This window comes from Paenibacillus sp. 10L310, from assembly GCF_056395745.1.
In genome coordinates, this window is sequence record NZ_JBFTKC010000006.1 from 171,721 (window position 1) to 194,790 (window position 23,070).

21 protein-coding genes are annotated in these 23,070 nt (G+C 44.2%); 18 read left to right on the plus strand and 3 right to left on the minus strand.

What is annotated here, in order from left to right:
* The first annotated feature begins 44 nt into the window (after positions 1-44).
* From AC1DE7_RS16135 to AC1DE7_RS16145, 3 genes are all read left to right on the plus strand, one after another.
* A complete protein-coding gene (locus AC1DE7_RS16135; protein ID WP_036614990.1) occupies positions 45-341 on the plus strand; it encodes a YlaH-like family protein in 297 nt (98 codons plus the stop codon).
* 90 nt (positions 342-431) lie between these two features.
* Positions 432-1,493: an LCP family protein gene (locus AC1DE7_RS16140; RefSeq protein WP_074095864.1), complete on the plus strand. Its 1,062-nt coding sequence runs from the start codon at positions 432-434 to the stop codon at positions 1,491-1,493.
* A 98-nt stretch (positions 1,494-1,591) separates the two neighbouring features.
* Positions 1,592-2,044, plus strand: a complete 453-nt coding sequence (locus tag AC1DE7_RS16145; protein WP_017687276.1) for a pyridoxamine 5'-phosphate oxidase family protein — start codon at positions 1,592-1,594, stop codon at positions 2,042-2,044.
* 7 nt (positions 2,045-2,051) lie between these two features.
* Here AC1DE7_RS16145 and AC1DE7_RS16150 read toward each other — a convergent pair whose 3' ends face one another.
* Positions 2,052-2,747: a YhcN/YlaJ family sporulation lipoprotein gene (locus AC1DE7_RS16150; RefSeq protein ID WP_477534794.1), complete on the minus strand. Its 696-nt coding sequence runs from the start codon at positions 2,745-2,747 to the stop codon at positions 2,052-2,054.
* A 152-nt stretch (positions 2,748-2,899) separates the two neighbouring features.
* On the opposite strand from AC1DE7_RS16150, the gene AC1DE7_RS16155 reads away from it, so the two are divergent.
* Together AC1DE7_RS16155 and AC1DE7_RS16160 are read left to right on the plus strand one after the other, a co-directional pair.
* Positions 2,900-4,234 (plus strand): PhoH family protein, encoded by a 1,335-nt coding sequence (locus AC1DE7_RS16155; RefSeq protein ID WP_024628438.1) that lies wholly within the window; start codon positions 2,900-2,902, stop codon positions 4,232-4,234.
* Between the two features lie 221 nt (positions 4,235-4,455).
* A complete protein-coding gene (locus AC1DE7_RS16160; RefSeq protein ID WP_477534795.1) occupies positions 4,456-5,727 on the plus strand; it encodes an extracellular solute-binding protein in 1,272 nt (423 codons plus the stop codon).
* 99 nt (positions 5,728-5,826) lie between these two features.
* On the opposite strand, the gene AC1DE7_RS16165 is transcribed toward AC1DE7_RS16160, so the two are convergent.
* Both AC1DE7_RS16165 and AC1DE7_RS16170 read right to left on the minus strand, forming a co-directional pair.
* Positions 5,827-6,906 (minus strand): hypothetical protein, encoded by a 1,080-nt coding sequence (locus AC1DE7_RS16165; protein ID WP_315372944.1) that lies wholly within the window; start codon positions 6,904-6,906, stop codon positions 5,827-5,829.
* Positions 6,907-7,090: 184 nt separating this feature from the next.
* Positions 7,091-7,327, minus strand: a complete 237-nt coding sequence (locus AC1DE7_RS16170) for a DUF2626 domain-containing protein (RefSeq protein ID WP_017687281.1) — start codon at positions 7,325-7,327, stop codon at positions 7,091-7,093.
* 314 nt (positions 7,328-7,641) lie between these two features.
* Here AC1DE7_RS16170 and AC1DE7_RS16175 point away from each other — a divergent pair, with 314 nt between their 5' ends.
* The 13 genes from AC1DE7_RS16175 (at position 7,642) to AC1DE7_RS16235 (ending at position 23,056) form a co-directional block, all read left to right on the plus strand.
* The gene (locus tag AC1DE7_RS16175) at positions 7,642-8,292 is read left to right on the plus strand and encodes an RsfA family transcriptional regulator (protein ID WP_036674824.1); all 651 of its coding nucleotides are present in this window, start codon (positions 7,642-7,644) and stop codon (positions 8,290-8,292) included.
* A gap of 150 nt (positions 8,293-8,442) precedes the next feature.
* On the plus strand, positions 8,443-9,402 hold the full coding sequence (locus AC1DE7_RS16180; protein ID WP_477534796.1) for a ketopantoate reductase family protein: 960 nt from the start codon (positions 8,443-8,445) through the stop codon (positions 9,400-9,402).
* Complete coding sequence (locus AC1DE7_RS16185; protein WP_036614898.1) at positions 9,402-9,776, plus strand: DUF3397 domain-containing protein; 375 nt, start codon at positions 9,402-9,404, stop codon at positions 9,774-9,776. Before AC1DE7_RS16180 ends, AC1DE7_RS16185 begins: the two co-directional genes overlap by 1 nt.
* A 153-nt stretch (positions 9,777-9,929) precedes the next feature.
* Positions 9,930-11,627, plus strand: coding sequence for a peptide ABC transporter substrate-binding protein (locus AC1DE7_RS16190; RefSeq protein WP_477534797.1), 1,698 nt, complete (start codon positions 9,930-9,932; stop codon positions 11,625-11,627).
* A gap of 190 nt (positions 11,628-11,817) precedes the next feature.
* A complete protein-coding gene (locus tag AC1DE7_RS16195; RefSeq protein ID WP_477534798.1) occupies positions 11,818-12,750 on the plus strand; it encodes an ABC transporter permease in 933 nt (310 codons plus the stop codon).
* Positions 12,751-12,797: 47 nt separating this feature from the next.
* Positions 12,798-13,679 (plus strand): ABC transporter permease, encoded by an 882-nt coding sequence (locus tag AC1DE7_RS16200; RefSeq protein ID WP_477534825.1) that lies wholly within the window; start codon positions 12,798-12,800, stop codon positions 13,677-13,679.
* A 17-nt stretch (positions 13,680-13,696) separates the two neighbouring features.
* Complete coding sequence (locus AC1DE7_RS16205) at positions 13,697-15,466, plus strand: ABC transporter ATP-binding protein (protein ID WP_091028470.1); 1,770 nt, start codon at positions 13,697-13,699, stop codon at positions 15,464-15,466.
* Between the two features lie 157 nt (positions 15,467-15,623).
* Positions 15,624-17,255 carry a bacillithiol biosynthesis cysteine-adding enzyme BshC gene (gene bshC, locus AC1DE7_RS16210; RefSeq protein WP_405157602.1) on the plus strand — a complete coding sequence of 544 codons (1,632 nt, stop codon included), beginning with the start codon at positions 15,624-15,626 and terminating at the stop codon, positions 17,253-17,255.
* 44 nt (positions 17,256-17,299) lie between these two features.
* Positions 17,300-18,565, plus strand: a complete 1,266-nt coding sequence (locus tag AC1DE7_RS16215; protein WP_405157601.1) for an adenosylhomocysteinase — start codon at positions 17,300-17,302, stop codon at positions 18,563-18,565.
* Positions 18,566-18,838: 273 nt separating this feature from the next.
* Positions 18,839-19,276 (plus strand): division/cell wall cluster transcriptional repressor MraZ, encoded by a 438-nt coding sequence (gene mraZ, locus AC1DE7_RS16220; RefSeq protein ID WP_017687291.1) that lies wholly within the window; start codon positions 18,839-18,841, stop codon positions 19,274-19,276.
* 18 nt (positions 19,277-19,294) lie between these two features.
* Positions 19,295-20,245 carry a 16S rRNA (cytosine(1402)-N(4))-methyltransferase RsmH gene (gene rsmH / locus AC1DE7_RS16225; protein WP_036614882.1) on the plus strand — a complete coding sequence of 317 codons (951 nt, stop codon included), beginning with the start codon at positions 19,295-19,297 and terminating at the stop codon, positions 20,243-20,245.
* 27 nt (positions 20,246-20,272) lie between these two features.
* Positions 20,273-20,701 (plus strand): hypothetical protein, encoded by a 429-nt coding sequence (locus AC1DE7_RS16230; RefSeq protein ID WP_036674831.1) that lies wholly within the window; start codon positions 20,273-20,275, stop codon positions 20,699-20,701.
* A 12-nt stretch (positions 20,702-20,713) separates the two neighbouring features.
* Positions 20,714-23,056 carry a penicillin-binding transpeptidase domain-containing protein gene (locus AC1DE7_RS16235; RefSeq protein ID WP_405157600.1) on the plus strand — a complete coding sequence of 781 codons (2,343 nt, stop codon included), beginning with the start codon at positions 20,714-20,716 and terminating at the stop codon, positions 23,054-23,056.
* Positions 23,057-23,070: the final 14 nt, after the last annotated feature.

Consider the following 23,070-nt stretch of genomic DNA (forward strand, 5'->3'; position numbering starts at 1 on the left):
CAGTTAACTTATCCTAGCATGAACACGAAAGGAGCTGGCTGTGCATGCAAGCATGGTTCGCATCACACCCGATCGTAGCCTACATCGTCATCTTTGTATTGATTACTTACGTATATAATAAGGTGTTTCGGGTACGTCAGAAATTGCCACTTGGTAAGGAAATCGTTCTCTATATTTTGATGGCGATGGGCACATTCATGCTTCTTATTTTTCAGATCGACAAGCTTCCCATCATTCAATGTTTGCTGGTGGCAGTTGGTTTGATGTTATTAGTGAGAGTGCGTTATTTTATTGAAGGTCGTCAAAAGAAAAAAGCGGAAGCTGCCGCTCGAAACTCATAAATCCTGTCTTGTACAGACCATCCGTTTTCCTTAGGGAAAGCGGTTGTCTTTTATTTAGACAAAAACAGATGTGATAAAGGTGTTGAAGATATGAACTCAAATTCGAACGGACTGCCTCCACGGAGACAGGCACCAACGCAATCGGGTGCTTCTGGATCGAAGAATGGCAAGGGCAAGCAGCCTAAGAAGAAAAAGAGAATGAATGCTTTTGGCAGAATCCTTTTAAGTCTATTGGTTATTGCCATTGTGGTAGGCGGTGGATATGCGTACTGGGTATACAATCAAGTCGTGGATACAGGCATCGATAAACCGGTACCTCCCGGGATGTCAGCCACAACCAAACCGATCACGATGCTGTTATTAGGCACAGATAACCGTCCTGAAACTGGCACATATCTCTCAGATGTTGTTATGGTGGCTTCGTTGAATCCGAAGACCAAGACGGCAACCATTGTATCTTTGCCTCGAGACACGCGTATTCAATTGGATGGGTACAAATCCAACAAGCTGAATTCCTATTATCCAAGATTCAAAGCACAGGAAAAAACCACTGGCAAAAATGCAGAGGATCAGATGAAAGAAATGATGGGCAAGTATTTGGATGTAGATATTAATTATACAACCGTCCTGAATTTCCAGGCATTCCGTGATGCTGTCAATGCCGTGGGTGGCGTGGATGTGACTGTGGATAAAAATATGTGTTATAGAGATACAGCCGATGGTACAGATATCAATCTGGTCGCAGGCGCACAACATCTCGATGGTAAAGCAGCACTAGATTTTGTTCGTTACCGCAAATCCAATTGTAATCCAAAGACTGATGAATCCAATGACTTTGATCGTAACAAACGTCAAAACCAAGTGCTGAACTCCATGCTGGATCAGATGAAATCTCTTGGGGGCATTACAAAGATCAGCAAAGTGATTGGTGCAGTTGACAAGAATATGACGACAGATGTGGAATCGGAACAAATGAAAAACTTTATCTCAACGTATTGGAACATTTCCACTTCGGATGTGCATTATACTCCGGTTACCGGAGAGTGGAGAAGTCCATATGTGTACATTAATGAGACGGAACTCGCCAATGCCAAGCAGGCTTTACAAGATACACTTTCAGGTAAAGTAACGGCTTCACCTTCAGGCGAATAACCTTCATTCTTTTGGGATTGGAAGCACGTTAATCGGTATGCTATAATAACATAAACCAAGTACAAGAATTGCATAAAGAAGGTTAGGGGGCTGGTTGAATGTCCGAAGCCGTCACACAATTAACTGAATCTCTTTTACAGCAATTCAAGAATGAGACCTTTGTGCTTCTGAGCACAGTGGATGTAGAATCCGGAGGTCCGACTTCAACAGCCATCTCCTGGATTTATGCGGAGAATGCTTCTACTTTTCGTGTAGCGATCGATCATCGTTCACGTTTAGTGAATAACATGATTACTAATCCGCTCATTACGGTAACTGTCTTTGGAGAAGAGACGGTGTACGCAGTGAACGGACGTGCTGCGGTACGACAAGATCCGCTACTGGACGTTCCATTTAATATGTGCTGTTTCGACATTACAATTGAAGCGGTGAGGAATGCTCTGTTTTACGGCGCTCAATTGTCCTCTGTGCCTCAATATGTCAAAATATATGATCAGCGTGCTGCTGAGAAATTAGATGAGCAGGTTTTTGCTGCCATGAAAAAAGCCTAGTGAGAGATCACTGGGCTTTTTGTTGTCTTTTGTCCGATGAATGCAGCTGCTGCATTTGTTGTTTTTGATTCATGTGTTCATCCGGATTTTGACGGACTTTGACGTCTTTCGGGAGTTGAGGGATAATTCGTCCCACCATGTCAGCGAGTTCTGAAGCAAAACCCGAAATTGGGTGCCCTTGACGAATATGTTCACCAATCTCTTTAATTCGTTCAGTGACATCTGCATCAGCAGTAACGATGGAATCTATACCTTCGGGGTCTTTGCGAAGTGCTTCGGCAACAGCGTACTTAATGGTACCCACCCGAGCACGTTCCAGTTCACCATCAACATCGATGCCAACTACAGCTGTATTACCGAGTATGACGCAGTTCGCATCTTCAACACCTTTTACTTGTTTGGCAAGGGCTTTAAGGTGATTGATTCGTTTTTCATTTGGCATCCGGCCACTCTTTGCATCATCTGCAATGTTGGTATCATGGACTTCACCTGTATTCTCATTGAGACGGTCCAAACGTGAAGGATTCATCCGATCTTCCTGTGCATTGAGCATGTGAGATCCTTTCCCTTGATCTTGCTGAGTTGTTACATTTCCTCCGTAACCTTTCGCATGTGTACCTTGATTCGGCGAAGCGCTACGTGTGGAACTGTTGCAACCTGTAAGTATAAAGATCAGAAGCAGCGTGCAAACCCATATTTTCATAAATGTTCATCCTTTCTTGGAGTTTTTCAGAATGGTTGACAATTATTTTGCCCTAGTCGAATACATTTATGTATGGGATCATGATTGTCCATGCCGCTGCTGAAAGATCACACTATTCATGCCTTTAACGACGCCGCTTTGGAGGGGATTGAATGAAAAAGATTTTTGTATTGGATACCAACGTGCTTCTGCATGACCCCAATGCCATATTTGCCTTTGAGGAACATGAGGTAATCATTCCCGCGGTTGTACTGGAGGAGATCGACTCCAAAAAAAGAAATGCCGATGAAATTGGGCGTAATGCCCGTAATGTATCCAGACTGTTAGATGGATTACGAGAGCTGGGTCACTTGCACAGTGGGGTACCTTTGGCTAATGGAGGTAACCTGAAAGTAGAGCTGAATCATCGGAGTTTCGTGAAAGTTCAGGAAATGTTTGGTGAAGTGTCCAACGATAATCGCATTTTGGCTGTCGCACTGAATTATCAGATTGAGGAGAATGAAAAGGAAGTAGTTGAACGTCAGGTCGTGCTTGTCAGTAAAGATGTACTTGTGCGTATCAAAGCGGATGTACTTGGTCTGTTCACACAGGATTACTTATCAGATCGGACGGCAGGACTCAGTGAGTTATATCCAGGTTATACGGCCCTAAAAGTTCATCCGTCAGTGATTGATGAGTTTTACACATATCGTTTTTTACCAATCAAACCATTGCAGTTGTCTTATTCGTTGTATCCGAATGAATTTGTCATTCTCAAGGATGAGATGGGAACCAATAAATCGGCTTTGCTTAAAGTGAACACAGAGGGAACAAAGCTGGAGCCGCTTTTCCTCAGTAATGATAATGTCTGGGGTATTAGTGCACGTAACGCACAACAACGCATGGCACTGGAACTGCTTTTAAATGATGACATCCCGCTTGTTACTATCACCGGTAAAGCCGGAACAGGAAAAACCTTGCTGGCACTTGCAGCAGGTCTGCTTAAGGTAGAGGATGATCATAAATACAAAAAACTGTTGATTGCTCGTCCTGTCGTTCCGATGGGGAAAGATATCGGTTATTTGCCTGGTGAGAAGGAAGAAAAACTTCGTCCATGGATGCAGCCGATATACGATAATCTGGAGTTTTTGTTTGACACCAAAAAAGCCGGAGATATCGATAAAATCCTAATGGGGCTTGGCAGTATTCAGGTGGAGGCCTTAACGTATATTCGTGGAAGATCAATACCTGGACAGTTTATCATTATTGATGAAGCCCAGAATCTGTCGCGCCACGAAGTGAAGACCATTGTATCAAGGGTCGGTGAAGGCAGTAAGATTATTTTGATGGGAGACCCCGAACAGATAGACCATCCGTATCTTGATTCTGCCAGTAATGGTCTGACGTATATCGTGGAACGGTTCAAACAAGAGGGAATCAGCGGACACATCATGCTCGAAAAAGGAGAACGGTCCAAGCTGGCACAACTTGCAGCTGATTTATTGTAAAATTCAGGGGATTTATTTCCCGGAAAATGTTGTTATTGAAGCCGGCTCCAGGAGCCGGCTTTTTGCTGAAAAAATAAGTAAGCGTTATTACACAGAACTCGATATGCTCGTATTATGCAAAAATCCGAAAAAGTGTTTTTCGGCAGGGTAGGACAAGAGTACTACTTATTTGTTACAATAATTGCTGCAGGAAAAAACTAGGTGAACAGGGAGGGAAGTTAATGAAGCGTAGACATCAGGTTGTTTTATTCGCGGTATTGCTGCTTTCGTTAACGATCTTGTCACCGAGTTTTGACTTTAGAGGTTCGCAGCTCAATCAGGAACGCGATCAGGAGAAGGATGCTTTTCCTGGGTCTTCGTCCCGTAATGAAGATGCTCAAGCTCCGCTGGAGATTGTAGTGGCCATGTCGGATGAAGAGTTCCAAGCCTTTCAAAAAATAGCTAAAGAAGTTGCTGCTTCCCAGCTGGTAGAGATTAATCTTCGGAATGAGAAGCCGGATACATATAAGCATGTTTTGGATCTTGAATTTTCACTAGGAGAGAACGGTGATGTTGTTCTGCTTGATAGTGAGGAAGTGCAATACTATGCCCAAAAAGGGTACCTGTATCCGTTAAACGGAACCACATTATCAAAGTCGCTAGGAGATACGGTAGTTGGGTTACGGGGAGTGACAGAGTGGAATGGTTATCAGTGGGGAATGCCTTTTGATTTTGATCCGTACATTCTGGCTGCCCAATCTTCATTTCTGAAGAGAGCTGGTCTGGAGTCATTACCTCGCAATAAAGATCAGTGGGTCAAACTTACTCAACAAGCCATTGCGGAAGGCACCCCTTTAATTACAATGAACATCAATGATATGTACGGGACAAATGCGTGGCTGAATCATTTGGAACCGAGAATGGCACCAGATCAAGTTAAACGAACACAATTAGATTCGCAAACAAGGGATCTTCAGCAAGGGATTCAGTTGATGAATCAGATTCAGCCCCTTATTAAGCTGGAGTCTACCAATTCAGGGTTCTCTCCAACTGCTGACCAAAACGACATACCAATGGTTGTATCATTGTTATCTCAATTATTGGATGCGGATCAAGGGAGTACAGTTGATAAAGATTCTTTGAAGCGGATTTCTTTCGAAACCTTGGAAACTGTAAAATCCAGAAGTCTTGTCATTACTGCGGGTTCGGTTGAGGCTGAGGAGGCCAGTAGATGGATTGAAGGAATGACGTCCGCTACGACACAGCTGAAATGGTACCAACAGGTTAACCGGTTGCCCGCAAAGCAACAGGAGCTGGATTTGGCGTCTGAGAAACTCGTTGGACCTTATGACATGACAAAAGGACAATCCTGGTTCCCGACCACCCAAGATGTCCCTGCTGCAACGACCGAAAGTCATACTCTAATAACTCGTTTTCATAAAAAAGTACAACAATTCTTAAAGGGAGAAATTACAGCGAATCAATACGTAAACAGTATTAGAACGACGAATTAACTTTGAGTTCGTGTTCAAAAAGTCTGAATTTCAACTTCGATGCTGATGATGCCACAAGGCATCCTTCGTAATCAAAAGCGGACTTTTTGAACAACCTCTTTAAAAGGATATAGCTAGTTTTACTTCCAGTATGCCTTCACTTGTCGAAACATCGGTTGCTTTCACAAACGAGAGGATTTTCTGTGGATAGAACCCAAGGTCAAATTCTCTTTCCAGCATTCGGCGAGTGGTGTCTGGTAATTCAAGCTGGTTGAATACAAGTTTGTCCACATGAAAACGAATGGAGTTTTGCGGTTCATTTTCAACCGTATAATGTCCTTCAATGCTTAATTGCAACTGATCCCGCTGACCGGAAGCTATAATCTTATCCTGGTTAAACTGAAAGGCAAAGTCTTCAAAGATTGAATTTTGGGAACGTAGAAATGCATTAAGCTCATCCTGCCCAATTCGAATCGTATACGTTGTTCCAGTCGTGGATATACCTCCGTTTTGTTTTTGGATAAAATCAGGCAGGTTCTGCATGGCAGATGCCAATGCTTTGAAATATCGTTTCACCTCATAGATGCCGATATTCTCCCAATAAAGGGTTAATTCATCCATCAGTTTCTGAATCGCTGCCGCATCTCCGCTGGTGGCTATTTGGGCATCCACTTCTTTTTGCAAGGCGACTACACGTTCCCGCTGGTTTTGAAGATTAGTCTTCATTTCGGTTAATTCTGTTGTAGTCTGACGAATCTGAGTAGAAGTCTGTTGCAGATTGCGATAACGGTCCTGATACTTGTCCAGCACAGCCTGATCCCGTCCGATAATAATCTGGTAATAATCATACAGTACAAACAGGTCTTTGAATGATCTGGCTCCCAGGACCGTCATGAGGAGGCTGTCGCGTTCTCCTGTATAGTAGGACCTCACTACAGCTCCGGCCCGATCTTGCTGAATATGTATCTGCTCTTCCTGTTCCTGCAGCTGGACGGATAATGTCTCGTGTTGTTGACCCAGCTGCTTCTGCCTTTCGGTGATGCGTTCGATTTCGTGATCGATTTCAACGATGGATAGACTTTTTTGTAATATCTCACGTGTATCCTCAGGTGAAGACTCTCCATAGGCATAGGCTAAAGGTAGCTGGAGGAATAAAATGATGCATAATATAAAGGCGGAAATGCCGTGTTGACGTTTCACCGATCCATTCTCCTTTCCACTTCTTAAATGACAATCGTACAGGCTTGTTGTCTTCCAGACAATATATGAAACAAATACGTGAAATATCCTTAGTGGTTACATAACACCATGAACATTCATTTAATCTGAACACAACAAAAAAGCAACCCGACAGATATCGGATCACTTTGATGCTGCAGGTGGATTAGAGCGGCAAACCCATTTCGAATACGGTCCAGTAGCTGAACCCCGTGAATGTTACGATCATATAACCCCAGAAGAGCAATATGTACGTTCGCTCGGTAAATTTCAAGTATCCCAAAATGACAAAAAACGCAGTCTGCAGGAAAAAAAGCAAAGCCATTTCGACCAGATCTCCCGCAAAAGCCATCAGGCCAATTGCAAGCGTGAAGAACCCGAGTACCCGAAACATGCGTGCCACGGTAAATCCTCCTCTCCTAAGTACGTTCATAGATTGTCTACACAACATTATACCGGGAAAGGAAAAACGTGTAAACAAATTTGGATATGAAAGCGAATTCTTTTTTTGCTCAAAGTAAGTATAGAGGGATATGTTTTACGTATGTCACGTATGAGCAAGCCTGAATGTGGAAATACATTTTAGTATGAAATCAATTCTATGAACTCTATGAGAGGCATAAGAATGAATGAAGCAGCTTTTATACCTAATTCACATACCGGGCTTCCGGTAATGCGGACGGTTATTTTAGGATGTTGTTAGGAGGGTATTATAGCATGACTGCAGTGAGACAGGATGCTTGGAGTACAGAGGACGATTTGATATTGGCTGAGGTTACTTTGCGTCATATTCGGGAAGGCAGTACACAATTGGCCGCTTTTGAAGAGGTGGGCGAAAAAATAGGCAGAACATCTGCCGCATGCGGTTTTCGCTGGAACAGTTGTGTACGTAAAAAGTATGATTCTGCTATCAGTAACGCCAAGGCACAACGACAAAAACGAAGTTATCTCAGAAAGCAACCAGCTATGCTCGGACCGCAGGTTGCAGCACTGTCTACACTGGACACTGAAGAACATCTGTACAAATCAGATGGGATCTCAGACGATTCATTATCGATGGATGCAGTAATCCGCTTCCTGCGACAATGGAAGGGAACGGTGCAGGAGAGTAGTCGTCAACTCAAGATGCTGGAGAAGGAGCTTCGGGAGAAAGAAGATGAATTGCTTGAACTACGTCTTGAGAATGACCGTCTCTCCAAGGAAGTGAATGAAGTACAGACGGATTACCGAGTGGTGAATGACGACTACAAAGCTTTGATTCAGATTATGGATCGGGCTCGCAGACTCGCATTTTTGTCCGAAGAAGAAGAGGAACTTAAGACACGTTTCAAGATGGATGCCAACGGGAATCTGGAACGAATTGAATAACAAATTCAGACGTTTGATTTGTGAAAGTCAGGTATGAACCCGCCACACCTCCGTTACACAACGGCAGGTATGACGGGTTTTTAGTTTGGTGTTTTTGTTCTATTATAGATAATAGAAGAGAAACTACTGAAGCGGAGAGGAGTGCATCATATGATCATTGACATCGTAGGAGCGGGGGCACTTGGTCTTTTGTATGGCGGGAAACTGCTGGCGTCAGGTAACCAGGTCAGATTTTGGACCAGAACAACAGCTCAGGCAGACCTCCTCAGCCATAATGGAGTAACCATTGTGGAACAAGACGAGGAGATACATATTCTACCGGATCAAATACAGGCGAAACCAATAAGTAAGCTGACTGACACATGGAAGAACACACCAGGAGAATGGTTACTGCTCATGGTTAAGCAGACAAGCATTGATGATTTCATTGATGAGATTACTCCATTACAAGATCATGTGCTGAATGTCGCTTGTTTTCAGAATGGGATGGGCCATCTTACAAAACTTCAAGCGGCTTTGCCAAAGTCGCTTCTGTGTAGTGCGGTTACAACAGAAGGTGCGAAGCGAACACAAAGTCAGGTGACTCGTGCAGGTACAGGTGAAACTAGGCTGGGGAGGTACAACATACATATAGGAGCTTCTACCTCTATAGAGGAGAAGAGAACATTTACTCTGTCGGGATCGTTGCAGCAGGCAGGATTTGACTGTACAGTGTCGAATGAAATCGATAAGCTGATATACAGGAAACTATTGATTAATTCAATCATTAACCCGCTCACGGCACTATGGCGAATCCCTAATGGAGAGTTGATCGTCAAGGAAGAACGAAAGAGGCTAATGCGCCAGTTATATGATGAAGTATTGTTAATCTACTCTGCAAGTGGAATATGTTTGGATCAGGATATGTGGGATCAACTGATATCGGTCTGTCGTTCTACTGCCACGAATACTTCCTCCATGCTTGCAGATGTTCTCGCTGGACGTGGTACAGAAGTGAGGTCAATTAACGGTCATATTATAAAGATGGCACAGAAGTTGGACCTTGTTGCACCTACACATGAAATACTGCTTCATCTGATTGAAGGAATGCAACCGGAAGGAGTGAATTAATGGGACTTTTTATTGTATTAAGCATATTGCCCTTTTTTCCGTTCTTTCTTGTCTATTGGGGCATGTATGTATGGAAAAAAGACAAACGTAAAGCATTGCGAATGGCAATGGATGTAACCACTTTTTTTCTTGTATTTTCAGTTTCAGCGTTATTCAACTTAACATTTGATTCGAATTTTGGTTTTTATCTGACATTAATACTCATACTAGTAGCACTTGGATTCATCGGGGGTGCGCAAAATCGACTAAAAGGGAAGGTCGATAGGGGTAGAATGTTCCGGGCCGTATGGCGCATGTCTTTCGTCATCATGAGTTTCGGGTATGTTTTGTTTACTTTATTTGGATTATTTAGATACTTCATGCAACAGATGTGAGGTTACATAACGCAAAAGAGGCGAAAAATGTGTCGATTTTGTCGAAAACTGAAAAAAACATTACTTTCTGAAAAAGTAATGTAGATTTTTTTGACCGGTGGTTGTATAATCTATAAACATATAAACCATATCAATTTAGGGGGAACGTGTTAGATGAAAAGGAAAAGTCTATTAGTCCTTTTGACGCTGATTTTGGCGTTCGGTACCGTACTTGCAGCGTGCGGATCGAAAAACGAAGGCACAGGTAACACCGATACTGGTTCTGCAAACGAAGGAAATGGTCTTGCTAAAGATCAAATTCTGAAAATCAACCTGACTGCTGAACCTCCTACGTTGGACCCGGCTCAAGCAAAAGACAGCCAAACCAACACAGTTCTGAAATTCTTGTATGAAGGTCTTGTACGCATCGATGAAAACGGTAAAGAACAAGCTGGCGTAGCTAAAGACTGGACAATCTCCGAAGATGGTTTGAAATATGTTTTTAGCTTGAACCCGGATGCTAAATGGAGTAACGGTGATGCAATCACTGCCGAAGACTTTGTTCGTTCTTGGGAACGTGCTTTGAAACCGGAAACAGCTTCTCCATATGCATACCAATTGTACTACATCAAAGGTGCTGAAGGTTACAACCTCAGCAAAGATGAAACATACACTGGTACTAAAATCACAGATTTCTCACAAGTAGGCGTTAAAGCTACTGATGAACACACATTAGAAGTAACGTTGGAAAACCCAACACCTTACTTCTTGGGTCTGACAGCATTTTACACGTACTACCCAGTACATGCATCTGCTGACACCAATGACAAATTCTTCACAGACTACAAAAACATGATCGTTAACGGACCATTCACTATGGATCAATTCGCTAAAGGTCAAAAAATTATTGTGAAGAAAAATGATGCTTACCATGCAGCTTCTGATATTAAATTATCTGAAATTAATATGTCTCTAACAAGTAGCAGTGCTTCCGAACTGCAAGCTTACAAATCAGGACAGTTGGATTACACTGGTGCACCTAACGGTGAGATTCCAACAGATCAAATTCCTTCTGTAAAAGCAGAGTTGCCAGATGAGTTCAAAGCTACTGGTATTGCAAGTACGTACTACTACCAGTTCAATGTAAATGAAGCTCCATTTAACAATGCTAAAATCCGTAAAGCATTTGCGATGTCCATCGAACGTCAACTCATTGTTGATAAAGTAACGCAAGGTGGACAAATTCCAGCATTTGGCTTTGTACCTCCAGGTATCCGTGGTGAAAAGGGCGAATTCCGTGATGAGCACAAAGACGATTACTTCACTGAAAATGTAGAAGAAGCTAAAGCATTGCTTGCTGAAGGTATGAAAGAAGAAGGCTACACAACATTGCCAGCAGTTACTTTGATCTACAACACAAGTGACAATCATGCGAAAATTGCTTTGGCTGTTGCTGATATGTGGAAGAAAAACCTTGGTGTTGATGTGAAAACGGAAAACCAAGAGTGGGGCGTATTCCTTGAGAACCGTCAAAACCAAAACTTCCAAGTAGCTCGTGCAGGTTGGTCTGCTGACTACAACGATCCGTACAACTTCTTGGAAATGTGGACTACTGGAAACACTAACAATGACTCCAAGTTCAGCAATGAACAGTATGACAAAGATGTTAAAGACACTGTGAAATCTGCTGATCCAGCTGCACGTATGGCTGCATTTGCTGACGCTGAAAAAATTCTGGTTCAAGATGAAATGGGTGTAATGCCAATCTATTACTACACTAATGTATCGTTGACCAAGCCTTACCTGAAAGGTGTACAACTTGATTTCAGTGGAGCTATTGACTACACTCGTGCATATCTGGAAGAGAAATAAGTTGTTCTGAAGTCTAATATGATTACTTCGGGATATATATGTGGAATTCCATATATATCCCGATTTTTTTGTATGTGCACCGATTTTCCTTATAATTCTTGAAATTTCCGATAAATGGATTGGACTTTATTTCAGTCTAATTCTACAATCGATTTGTATACAAAATATTGTTTGTGGAGGTGTGCAAGGGTTGATTAAGTACGTTTTGAAAAAATTGCTATTTATGCTGCTATCGCTTTTCATACTCGCATCTGCAACCTTCTTCCTGATGAAGGCGATTCCGGGTGACCCTTTTACAGCCGAGAAAAAAGTTTCACCTGAAATTCGTGCCTTGCTGGAACAGAAGTATGGATTGGACAAACCGATGTATGAACAATACCTGAAGTATATGGGTGGAATCATTAAGGGAGACTTTGGGGTATCGATGAAATATCTCAATCGAGATGTGGCGGGAATGATCAATGAAACTTTCACTGCTTCGTTGAAGCTTGGAGTATTTGCGATTGTTATCTCCATTATCGTGGGTGTTTTACTGGGACTTATTGCTGCAGTTTACCATCGTAAACTCATTGATGATATCACGATGATCCTCGCTGTCATAGGGATAGCTGTTCCGAGCTTCTTGCTTGCGTCACTATTGCAGTATCTCTTTGCTACTAAATTAGGCTGGTTTAACGTTATGGGCTTTGATGGTCCATTGGATTACGTTCTTCCGGTTGCAGCGCTATCTGCATCTCCGATTGCTTTTATCGCTCGTTTGACGCGTTCGAGCATGCTTGAAGTCTTGCATGCAGATTATATCAAAACAGCTAAAGCCAAAGGTCTGAAATGGCCTGCAATTATGTTTAAACACGTTGTAAGAAACGGTATTCTACCAGTAGTAACTTATGTTGGTCCAATGACAGCGAATATCATCACAGGTTCCGTAGTTATTGAACAGATCTTTAACATTGGTGGCATAGGAAAGGTATTCGTAGAAAGTATCACAAATCGGGATTATACCATGATCATGGGGATTACGATTTTTTATGGTATCCTACTGATGTTGGCGCGTTTCTTTACGGATATCGCTTACGTGCTAATTGATCCTAGAATTAAGCTAGAAAGCCGGAAGGGGGCATAACGTTGTCTGGCACGAATAATAAAAAGAATGAAACGGCGAACACGAACCTGACTAGTCAGGCAGCGGTTAAACCGCAAGAAAGTGTATCCCTTTTTAAAGATGCTATGTACAGACTTGCAACCAATAAGGCTGCTATGATTAGTCTAGGTGTATTGGTTCTTGTCGTGATTTTCTCTGTGATTGGTCCAACTTCTTTGTTTACCAGTTATAATTATTATTCCAATGATTTGCTGAATTCCAATGCAGCGCCGAGTGCGGAGCATTGGTTCGGTACGGACGAGCTTGGACGTGACGTGTGGGTAAGAACTTGGGTAGGGGCACGTGTATCCCTTACTGTAGGTTTGGCCGCAGCTTTGATTGACCTTGTAATCGGGGTTATTTATGGAGCGATCATGGGTTTCTACGGTGGACGTGTAGATGGAATTATGAACAAGTTCTCAGAAATCCTCTACTCCTTGCCGTACATGCTGGTTGTAATTTTGTTGCTGGTTGTATTGGAACCAAGTCTGACAACGATTATCATTGCTCTCACCATCACAGGCTGGATCAGCATGTCATGGATTGTGCGTGGTGAAATTATGCAACTCAAAAACAGAGACTTTATTCTTGCTGCAAGGTCCATGGGTGCAAGCACAGGGCGTCAATTGTTCCGCCACTTGCTGCCCAATGCAATAGGACCGATTCTTGTAACATTGACATTGTCCATTCCAAATGCAATCTTTGCTGAAGCGTTCCTGAGCTTCCTTGGATTGGGTGTATCAGCACCAAGATCTTCACTTGGTTCTATGATCAATGATGCACTTACAGGCTGGACGCTATTCCCGTGGCGGATGTGGTTCCCAGCAGGTCTGATGGTTCTTACGATGCTTGCATTTAACTTGCTCGGAGACGGTCTGCGTGACGCACTCGATCCGAAATTACGTAAATAGAAACAGGAGGTGGGATTATGGAGCCGATTTTAACAGTCAAAGACCTGAGTGTGTCGTTCTCAACACGTTCTGGTGAATTTGATGCCGTTAAACATGTGAGTTTTGAACTTGGCAAAGGAGAGACGCTGGGGATCGTAGGTGAATCGGGTAGTGGTAAGAGTGTTACCGCCCAAACCATCATGAAATTGATTCCCTCCCCGCCTTCGAAGGTCAAAAGCGGAGAAATTACTTTTCACGGGCAAGACCTGCTGAATAAGACAGACAAACAAATGGAAGCGATTCGTGGTAAAGATATCGGTATGATCTTCCAAGATCCAATGACTTCATTGAATCCTACCATTAAAATTGGTAAACAAATTACCGAAGTATTGCGCAAGCATCAGAACATGTCCAAACAAGCGGCGAATAAAGCGGCTTTGGAGATGTTGGAACTTGTAGGTATCAAGAATGCGGCTATCCGCATGAATCATTATCCTCACCAATTCTCTGGTGGTATGCGTCAGCGTGCTATGATTGCGATCGCGCTTGCATGTCGTCCATCCCTCCTGATTGCGGATGAACCGACAACTGCACTTGACGTTACAATTCAGGCTCAAATTCTGGATGTCATGAAAGACATGCAGCAAAAGCTTGGAACATCGATCATGCTGATTACGCATGACCTTGGTGTCGTAGCGGGTATGTGTGACCGTGTTGTTGTTATGAAGGAAGGCGAAGTTGTTGAAACAGGAACAACTGCTGAAATCTTTAGTAACCCTCAACATCCATACACGATTAAATTGCTGAATGCCTTGCCTCGTCTGGACGAGCCCAAAAAGGAAAAACCAGCTCCGGCTGGTATTATCAAAGGTAGCAATAAGCCTCTGGTACAAGTGAAAAACTTGAAACAGTACTTTAATTTGGGTAAAGGTAACATTCTCAAAGCGGTCAATGACGTAAGCTTTGATATCTTTGAAGGTGAAACACTTGGCGTTGTAGGCGAGTCTGGCTGTGGTAAATCGACAACAGGTCGTACCATTCTGCGTCTTTATGAGCCAACTGGCGGAAATGTTAACTTCAACGGAACGGATATCTACAAATTGTCTCCGCGTAAAATGAAAGAAATGCGTAAAGATATGCAGATGATTTTCCAAGATCCATATGCATCTCTTAACCCGCGTTTCAATGTTATGGATATTATCGGGGAGTCCCTCGATATTCATGGTCTGGCTTCCAGCTCTAAAGAGCGCAAGAGACGAGTGGAGGAATTGCTTGATCTGGTTGGTTTGAATCCAAGTCATGCTCTTCGTTATCCACATGAATTCTCCGGTGGTCAAAGACAACGGATCGGGATTGCGCGTGCACTTGCTGTAGACCCTAAATTCATCATCTGTGATGAGCCATTGTCTGCACTGGATGTATCCATTCAGGCACAGGTCGTTAAATTGCTTGAAGAACTTCAGCAACGTCTCGGCTTGACTTACCTGTTTATCGCGCATGACTTGTCGATGGTTAAACATATCAGTGACCGTGTCGCTGTAATGTACATGGGTAAAGTGGTTGAGCTCGCAGAAAGTGAAGAACTGTATGCGAACCCTATCCACCCTTATACCAAAACATTGCTCTCAGCAATCCCTGTACCTGATCCGGAAGTGGAAGCGAACAAACGTCGCATCTTGCTGCCGGAAGAGCATATGAGCCCGATTCAAAATGGATCTGGTGGTCCTGCAAATGACCCGTACAACCTGGAAAATGCTCAATTGATTGAGGTTTCCAAAGGTCACTGGGTTGCAGAACCTTACGTATAATAGGAATATTAATGCGATATGCTATTATTGATGTATTAAATGCCGCCGACTCGTTCGGCGGTTTTTTTCGTATTTTAATCACTTTCTTTTGACGAAGCGGCCTTGAATTCGGTACAATCAAGAAAGGCTCTTTGAAGCAGAATAGGAGGCAGACCTCATGAACGGTATTACCGAGGCACTCCGCAGCGGATCAAGACTTGCAGAAGATTATATCTGTTCAAGAGATGCTGCGCGTGGCCTTTACGAGTATGACATTCGCTGGGAATCAGGACTTCAGGCGCGTGCCGAGTGGCTGGACCAATCGGAAAACACACGTATTGATCGTCGTGATCTGGCAGAGTATTTACGTATATATAATAAGAGGGTGAACGACCATGGAGAGGTTCATGCGTCCATCACACGTCTTGCAGAACAAGATGCACTAGTGGTTACAGGAGGACAGCAGAGCGGTCTGCTCACCGGACCACTGTTCGTCATATACAAAGCCGCCAGCGTAGTGGCAGCTGCGCGTGAAGCGGAAGAAAGACTTCAACGCCCGGTAGTCCCAGTATTTTGGATTGCCGGTGAAGACCATGACTGGGATGAGGTTAACCACACATATCTTCCTGATCATCAGGGAGACATGAAGAAGGTTAAGTTACAAGGGCGATTCGCAGGAAGGGATTCTGTGAGTAATGTTCATGTGGATACGCAGCAGTGGATGAATGTACTCGAACAGGTGGAACATCTTTTACCTGATACGATACATAAACCAGGACTGATGAAATGCATCACAGAGATCCATCAATCCAGTTCAAATCTGAGTGATGCATTTGCCCGCATGATATCTGCCTTGTTTGCGAGTAGTGGACTTGTTCTAATGGATGCATCGGATCCAGATTTACGCAGGTTGGAACAGCCCGTGTTTGAGATGTTGATACGAAAAAATGAAGTGCTGCGCAGCGCATACACACAAGGTGCTTCGCTGGTACAACAAGCTGGTTATGCTATGCCTGCCGAAGTAGCGGAGGATGGAGCCAATCTGTTCTACATTCATGAAGGTACGCGTCTGCTCTTGTTGTTGAAGGACGGTTTATATAGTGATCGCAAAGGTTTGGTTTCTTTCACAGAGGAACGTTTGCTTCAGGAACTGGGTGAACATCCGGAGCGCTTCAGTAACAACGTATTGACACGACCATTAATGCAAGATTCCGTGTTGCCGGTAGCCGCCGTTATTCTGGGGCAAGGTGAAATTGCATATTGGGGTTTGACACGGGAAGCATTCCGTCAGTTCGGACTGCAAATGCCCATTTTGTTGCCGCGGTTGTCTTTCACCATTATGGAAGATATTCATCACAAACATATGAAACAATATGGACTTTCTTTTCAGGATGTTCAATATCATATGGAAGAAAAGAAGGAGCAATGGCTCGCACAGCAGGAGACGTTCCAGGTAGATGAACAATTTGACAAGGTTCAGGAGGCGTTTCTTGATCTGTATGGACCGTTGCTAGATGAGATCGCGGAGATTCATCCGGGGCTGGAACGAATTGGCGATACCAATTTGAGTAAAATCAACGAGCAAATGCAGTATCTGAAACAGCAGACTCACAAAGCTATCGAAGATAAACACAATGTGAGTCTAAGGCACTGGAACGGCATTCAGAACTCCTTATTCCCAACGGGCAAACCACAGGAACGAGTACATAATGCACTCTTTTACCTGAATCGTTATGGCACCGAGTGGATCGATGAACTGATTAAGGCCTCAAGTGAATTCCTTGGAGAGCACAAGGTTATTGCACTATAGAGCCCTTTATAATAGAAGAAACACCAAAACGAGGAGGATATGATATGACTACACCTGCATTGCAAAACAGTATTGTTAAAGATATGGGACTCGCTTCAGAGGGTCACCTGAAAATTGATTGGGTAGAAGCGCATATGCCGGTACTAAACCGCATTCGTCGCCAGTTCGAACAGGATCTGCCCTTCAAAGGTCTGAAGGTTGCCATTTGTCTTCATCTGGAAGCGAAAACAGCTTACTTGGCAAAAGTGATCCAAGCGGGTGGTGCAGAAGTAACAATTACGCATAGCAATCCATTGTCTACACAAGATGATGTTTGCGCAGCATTGGTGGAAGACGGCGTTACGGTGTATGCGAAGTACAACCCGGAGCCTGCGGAATTCAAATCACTGCAACTGCGTGCGCTTGAGGTGAAGCCTGATCTCATTATTGATGATGGTGGAGACTTTGCAACCATTATTGCATCCGAGCGCCCTGACCTCGCAGCAACCATTCGCGGAGGAGCAGAAGAAACGACAACGGGTATTATTCGTTTGAAAGCATTGGCGAAAGAAGGCCAATTGAAGTTTCCGATGGTTGCGGTTAATGACGCATACTGCAAGTATCTGTTTGACAATCGCTACGGTACTGGACAATCTGCATTCGACGGGATTATTCGTACAACTAACCTGGTTATCGCTGGTAAAAACGTAGTGGTAGCAGGTTATGGCTGGTGTGGTAAAGGTGTAGCGATGCGCGCCAAAGGTCTTGGTGCAAATGTGATCGTAACCGAGATCGATCCAATCAAAGCGGTAGAAGCACACATGGACGGGTTCCGGGTCATGACGATGGTGGAAGCCGCCAAATTGGGCGATTTCTTTATCGCAGTTACAGGCAATAAGGATGTTATCACAGGTGAGCATTACGATGTGATGAAGGACGGAGCGATCCTGAGCAATGCAGGTCACTTTGATGTTGAAGTGAATAAACCTGAACTGGCTAAACGTTCCGAATCGATTCGCACAGTTCGTCGCAACATTGAGGAATATCGTTTCAAAGACGGTCGTAAAATGTACCTTCTTGCAGAAGGTCGTCTTGTGAACCTGGGTGCAGCAGATGGTCACCCTGCCGAAATCATGGATACGACGTTTGCTCTGCAGGCGCTTGGTCTGCGTTATGTAAGTGAGAATTATGAAAACTTGGGTAAAAACGTTGTTAATGTACCTTATGATATTGACCAGCAGGTTGCCAGCTATAAACTTGAAAGCCTGCATATTGGCATCGACTCCTTGTCAGCTGAGCAAGAGAAATACCTGGATAGCTGGAAATTTTAAGCACTATCCAATAATTACAAGCTGATGAAATGATTCAATAGGTATAGAATGGTTTATTGATGATATGGCTCATGTGCGGGTAGACATACGATTGCCCGTTTAAGGGAAGCGTCTTTGATCCTGAGTGACAGGATCAAGGACGTTTTTTTATGCTGAAAAATTAAAAAATCAAGTCATGCAAGAAGGGTTTTGATTTTTTTGTGCGAATCTATTATGCTTAGGTGGTGGAAAGTGGGGCAAAGTGGGAGAAACGGGTGAGGAGTGAGTGGGCCAATGTTTATGGGGGAGTTCCAACATAGCATTGATGATAAGGGTCGGGTTATCATTCCGGCTAAATTCCGCGAATCTCTGGGACCGTCTTTCGTTGTCACACGGGGTTTGGACCAGTGTCTTTTCGTGTACCCCATGGAGGAGTGGGGGGTCATGGAACAGAAGCTCAAAGCACTGCCATTGATGAAATCTGATGCACGTGCGTTTACCCGTTTTTTTTTCTCGGGTGCAACCGAATGTGAACTGGACAAACAGGGCAGGGTAAATCTGCCGGGCAATTTAAGAGAGTATGCCAAGCTGGACAAGGATTGTGTTGTTCTTGGCGTGTCGAACCGGGTGGAGATTTGGAGCAAAGGCATATGGGAGAGTTATTTCAATCAATCCGAAGAAGCATTCAACGACATTGCCGAAAAGCTGGTCGATTTTAATTTTGATTTATAAAGTCAGGAGGGGTGCAGGTTGTTTCACCACATAACCGTACTCAAAGAAGAGGCAACAGAGGGATTAAACATCAAGCAGGACGGTATATACGTGGACTGCACTTTAGGCGGTGGCGGACATAGCTCCGTGATTGCTTCCAAGCTCGGTCCAGGGGGACGTCTGATCGCACTTGATCAGGATGATTGGGCTTTGGATAATGCTCGCGAGAAGCTCGCGGCTTATGGAGAACGTGTAACATTGGTGAAAACCAATTTTCGAGATCTGGAACAGGTACTCAAGGATCTGGATGTACCAATGAAGGATGGTGCACCACAGGTCGACGGTATTTTGTACGACTTGGGTGTGTCATCCCCGCAATTTGATGAAGGAGAACGTGGATTCAGCTACAATCACGATGCTCCGCTCGATATGCGAATGGACCAGGATGCAATGCTGACGGCCAAAGAGATTGTGAATGAGTGGCCAGAAGAAGAGATTGCTCGAATTTTGTATCGCTATGGTGAAGAGAAGTTTTCGAGAAGAATTGCCCGTGTTATCGTGGGAAAACGAGCGCAATCTACCATTGAGACGACAGGTGAACTCGTGGAACTGATCAAGGAAGGCATCCCGGCGGCAGCTCGCCGTACAGGTGGACATCCTGCCAAACGCAGCTTCCAGGCATTACGCATTGCCGTCAACGATGAGTTGGGTGCCTTTGAAGAAGGCTTACATCAGGCTGTTCGTTGTCTGGCACCAGGAGGACGTGTATCTGTTATTACCTTCCACTCCCTTGAGGATCGGATATGTAAACAGATTTTCAGCAGTTATCTGGAAAAATGTACATGTCCACCCGATTTTCCGTTGTGTGTATGCGGCGGCAAGGGGACCCTGCGTTTAGTTAACAGAAAACCGTTGATTCCAACGGAAACGGAATTGACCGAAAATTCACGTGCTCGTTCAGCCAAGCTGCGCGTAGCCGAGAAATTGTAGATCAAGAGTGGAGGAGAGAATCGGAGTATGGCATATACACGTGGTAATCTCGCTGTAAAAGAAAAAGCGTCCCAGGAACGTGTGACCCAGCAACGATACAAAGAAACCACCAAAGTGGTGACCCGTCGTACGGGTCTTCCGGCACGCGAGAAGATTTTGTATCTGATTACCCTGGTTGCAGTTATCCTTGTTGGAGGAGCCTTGATGTCTCGTTATGCTCATATCTATGATCTGAACAAGCAGGCGCAGTCCACTATTTCGGATATTAAGGGGTATGAAAAGACGATTGCAGACCTACAGGTGGAAAAAGAAACATTGAACAACCAGGTCATCGAAAATGCAAAACAACTTGGTTACGTTGAAGCTTCCGGTAAGGATGTCATTTATGTACCTCGCTCAACAAGTACGAAATCAACTGGTACTGAGTCGTCCTCGAATACAGCAAGCAGTAAGTAAAGAGGTGTTCCGATGATAAAAAGAATAAAGATGCGCACGTTGCTTATAGGGGGATGTATTACCCTCTTTTTTCTTGTACTCGTAACCCGAATCTTTTTCATTCAAGTTGTGAATGGCGGTGTATGGCAGGAACGGGCAGCCGGTTTGGTAGAGCGGGAACAGACGATTAAGGCTGCACGTGGAACGATTACGGATCGAAATGGTAATATTTTGGCTACCGATGCGCCTGCATACACGGTCTCGGTCAATCCCCTCTTGATCGATGAACTTGGCATACAGGATGTTGTCACGGAGAAACTCTCTACCCTTCTAGGGAAAAATGAGAGTGAGATGCGTGCTCTGGTAACAGCCAAAAATAAAGATGGAATTTTCTATCAGCAACGTGAAGTACGCAGTGAAGGTTATAAAATAAGTCCTGAACTTGCGGCACAAGTCAACGAATTGCGTGAAGAACTGCAAGATGAATATAAGGCGCGTAATGCAATTGTGATGGCTCAGGAGTCGAAGCGTTTTTACCCTGAAGAAACACTTGCTTCTCACCTCTTGGGATATATGAGCCGTGATGGGAAAGCTGTCAATGGACTTGAAGTCTCATATGATGAAGCACTGACAGGTACAGATGGATATTTGAATTATCAGAAGGATGCCAAAGGCATTAAACTTCCGGATTCACAGGATAACTATCTGCCACCTCAGAACGGTAAGAACCTTACGCTGACCATCGATGATACGATCCAGTTCTACATTGAGGATGCAATGAAAGAAGCCGTTGCCAAGTATAATCCACTGAGCATGACGGTCATTGCCGCGGACCCAAACACGATGGAGATTCTAGGGATGGCGAACTGGCCAACCTTTAACCCGAATACGTATGGGAGTACACCTGATCAAAAGAATTTTATCAACCATGCTACTCAATCCATCTATGAGCCAGGTAGTACATTCAAAATAGTTACTCTAGCAGGGGCTGTTGAAGAAAAACTCTTCGATCCCAATGCAAGTTTTGAATCCAAACGCATGTATATCGGTGGTTTCCCGATTAGTGATAATGGTCATTCCTATGGTTGGATCTCGTATCTCGAAGGTGTCAAACGGTCAAGTAACATTGCTTTTGTTAACTTGGGTTACAACATGCTTGGCGGCGAACGTCTGCGTCATTACATAGACGAATTCGGCTTCGGCAAAAAGACGGGTATTGATCTGCCAAATGAGGCAGCGTCCCCGATCAAGCCACTGGTTTACAAATCCGAGATTGCTACTGCTGCTTACGGTCACGGTCTTGTACAGGTAACACCAATTCAACAGGTCGCAGCCATCTCTGCGATTGCCAACGGCGGCAAATTGCTGGAGCCACATCTGGTGAAGGAGATCAAGAACCCGAATGATGGAACAACGGAAGTCATCAAACCTAAAGTTGTTCGTCAGGTGATTTCCAAGGAATCTTCCAAACTGGTGAGCGGTTATCTGGAACAAGTGGTTGCAGACCAAACGATTGGTACCGGTCGTAACGCCTATATTGAAGGTTACCGTGTAGCTGGTAAGACAGGTACAGCAAGAAAGGTTGTTAACGGAGCATACAGCAAGTCAAAAGACGTTGTATCGTTTATTGGATTCGCGCCTGTGAATAATCCGAAGATTGCTATACTTGTTGTCATTGACCAACCGGATGGAACCAACATTGGGGGAGGAACCGCAGCTGCGCCGGTGTTCAAAAAGATTGTCAGCCAGACTCTTCAATACATGGGGATACCCAAAGATACAGCCAAAACTCCTGACAAAAAGTCAAAAGAAGTCTCTGTCGTGCAAGCCAAGGCGCCTGACTTGAGTGGCAAGACAGCCAAACAGGCCAGAAGCCAGCTTCTAAGCGCAGGTATTGCTTATGTGACACTTGGTCAAGGTGATAATGTAATTCGGCAGTATCCGGTTGCTGGCGCCTCTATGAATCCAGGCCAACGAATCTATCTGCTAACGGAAGAAAGCAGCAAGATGAAGATTCCCGATCTAACAGGTGAATCTCTCCGGGATGCCCTTGAAGTACTTTCTCTCATGAAAGTGGGGGTTACGGTCAAGGGCGAGGGTTATGTCGTGAAGCAAACCGAGCAGGTCGCAGGTGAGCAGAGAACTGTGCAGTTGAACTTGCAAACTGCCAAAGCTGCAGTGACAGGTATAGCCGATGAGGCTCCGATCTCTTCTGATCCGTCGTCAGAAGCTGAAGTGAAGGAACAAGAGCCTTCGGGCGGAGAAGGTAAAACCGACGGAACAGACGAAACAGACGAAACAGATAACAACAAGACTCCTGCCAATGAATCCGAATCCTCTGACGATCCAGCAACAAACGGAGCTACGCTTCCTTAGAGAGCTCTGACAGC